This window comes from Mesorhizobium sp. M2A.F.Ca.ET.042.01.1.1 (genome assembly GCF_003997405.1).
Classification (GTDB): domain Bacteria; phylum Pseudomonadota; class Alphaproteobacteria; order Rhizobiales; family Rhizobiaceae; genus Mesorhizobium.
Window position 1 is genome coordinate 1 of the sequence record NZ_RZRX01000508.1, and the last position, 1864, is coordinate 1864.

The following is a 1864-nucleotide window of genomic DNA, read 5'->3' on the forward strand; positions in this document are numbered from 1 at the left end:
CGGCACGGTCGCGCCGGGCGCGGCGCTGTCGCTGTCGGCGGGCGGGGCCACCGGGGAAGGCAGGTCTTCGCGCTGGATCTCACTCAGTGCGTAGGAAGGCGTGCTGGCGAGGCACAAAGGCAACGCGAGGCAGGAAGCGGCGATCAGGATGTTGAGCGTCAGCCCGCGCGGCCGGCCTGACATCGAAGATCTCACCGCTTGCCTCTCCATTGTTACCCGGCCTGATCCGGGCGGCGCCTTGAATGGTCAAGCGCATGGGCATGATGCCCAAACGGCGCGCCCTCGTCAAAAGTCACTGTTAAAACGGATGACTAGTGCTTCAGCCGCTCCGGCTCGAAGGCGCCGGCGATCACCTTTTCCCGCATGCGGTCGAGCAGCGCCAGCGCCGAGGTCTCGCCATTGGCGCGCAACATCTCGCCGAAAGCCGTCTCCAACGCCGCCTCGGCGATGATTTCCGGCTCGATGCCCGCCGACAGGCCTTCCGCCCATGCCTCGCTGTGGCTCTCAACGGCGGTCAGGCGTTTTTCTTCCCTGACCAATGCGTCGATGTCGCTGACACCATGTTCCATTGCGATGTCCACCTTACTGCAAGCGGCGATCCAACAGTGGACGCGGCTTGGGCTGTCAGTTCGTCCGCAGTCTCAATTAAGTCATTGTAAATACGACATTTTTAGGGTCGAATTCACATTGTCGACGAGACTGCGCTCAATCGATGCCGAGCTTAGCCGATTAGGCTGGCTTGCGGCATCAAAACCTTCAGTTTGAGTTAATTCCGCAATCGTGCGCTAACGTTTCATTAACACTGTTGCGAAACCGCAACAGATGATTGCACCAGAGCGGGACAGGAGACAATAAGGCATGTCACATTGGCGCCGATTGTCGAAAGAAATCTGGGCAAAACGCGCTGGCGGCCCGAGCCACCTCAATTCCCGTAGCGGGAAGCGATGTCGCGCGACAGCGTCTCGCCTTCCTTCATGTAGCGGGCAATGGCCGCTGTCGCCGAGGGCGCGCATTGTGTGTAGGTGCCGCTGAAGGAGCGGTAGCCGCGGTTGAACGAGGCGATGAAGCGGGCGCGCCGGTCGGGGTCCGGATTTTCCGACTCGAGAAGCTTTTCCATCTCGACCCGCCATTGGTCGCCCTTTTCGCCGCACAGGTTGCGCAGGAAATGCAGCGATCCCAGCACTTCCGCCAGCCGCATCAGCCCCGGCTCGAACGGGGCCTCGGCGGCGCGCCCCGGAGCCGGCGAGGCGGCCAGGCCGAGGGCGAGGCACGCGGCGAGAAGAGGGGAAGCGCGGGTCATCAGAGCCTTGCGAAGAAAGGGCAAGGCTTTGTGGCGAAACATTTTGTCGCCTGCAAGGCCATTCTGGAGGCTCACCGCGTGGCGCGTTGCGCAGGGCCGAGCAACTCCTCGGCGACCGAGAACACGTCGCCGGCAAGCGGCATGTCAGCCATTTGCGCCAGCGTGTAGAATGCCGCGGTCTCGGCATCGTCGCTGGCCACTGGTTCGCCGCCGGCATAGGCGGCGGCGAACACCGTCAGCAGATAATCGACCGCGTGGTTTTCGCCGCTGCCGTCGATATGGATGTCGCGCAGCGGCCGGTAGTCGATGGCTTCCAGTCCGGTCTCTTCACGCAATTCCCGCGCAGCGGCTTGCGGCAAGGTCTCGTCCGGCTCGACCTTGCCGCCGGGATAGGCATATAGCCCTTGCGATGGCGCCCGCCCGCGCTTGACCAGAAGCACGGTGCCGTCGCGCACGACCGCGACGGAAACGGCCGGTATGATCTTGCGCTTTTCCATGCGTGCCGATCCTTCTGCAGGCTTTTGTGGACCGATTGGGCGAATCCAGCTTTAGCCGTTGCGGCGT

At 62.9% G+C, this 1864-nt stretch carries 3 protein-coding genes and 1 pseudogene; all 4 read right to left on the reverse strand.

Features of this window, described 5'->3' with window-relative positions:
- Nucleotides 1-195: pseudogene (locus EOA23_RS34290) on the reverse strand (hypothetical protein); the annotation flags it as partial.
- 116 nt (nt 196-311) lie between these two features.
- On the reverse strand, nt 312-569 hold the full coding sequence (locus EOA23_RS34295) for a hypothetical protein (protein ID WP_040984202.1): 258 nt from the start codon (nt 567-569) through the stop codon (nt 312-314).
- Nucleotides 570-922: 353 nt separating this feature from the next.
- Complete coding sequence (locus EOA23_RS34300) at nt 923-1300, reverse strand: TIGR02301 family protein (RefSeq protein WP_127307278.1); 378 nt, start codon at nt 1298-1300, stop codon at nt 923-925.
- A gap of 71 nt (nt 1301-1371) precedes the next feature.
- Nucleotides 1372-1797 carry an NUDIX hydrolase gene (locus EOA23_RS34305; RefSeq protein WP_127307279.1) on the reverse strand — a complete coding sequence of 142 codons (426 nt, stop codon included), beginning with the start codon at nt 1795-1797 and terminating at the stop codon, nt 1372-1374.
- Between the last annotated feature and the right edge of the window lie 67 nt (nt 1798-1864).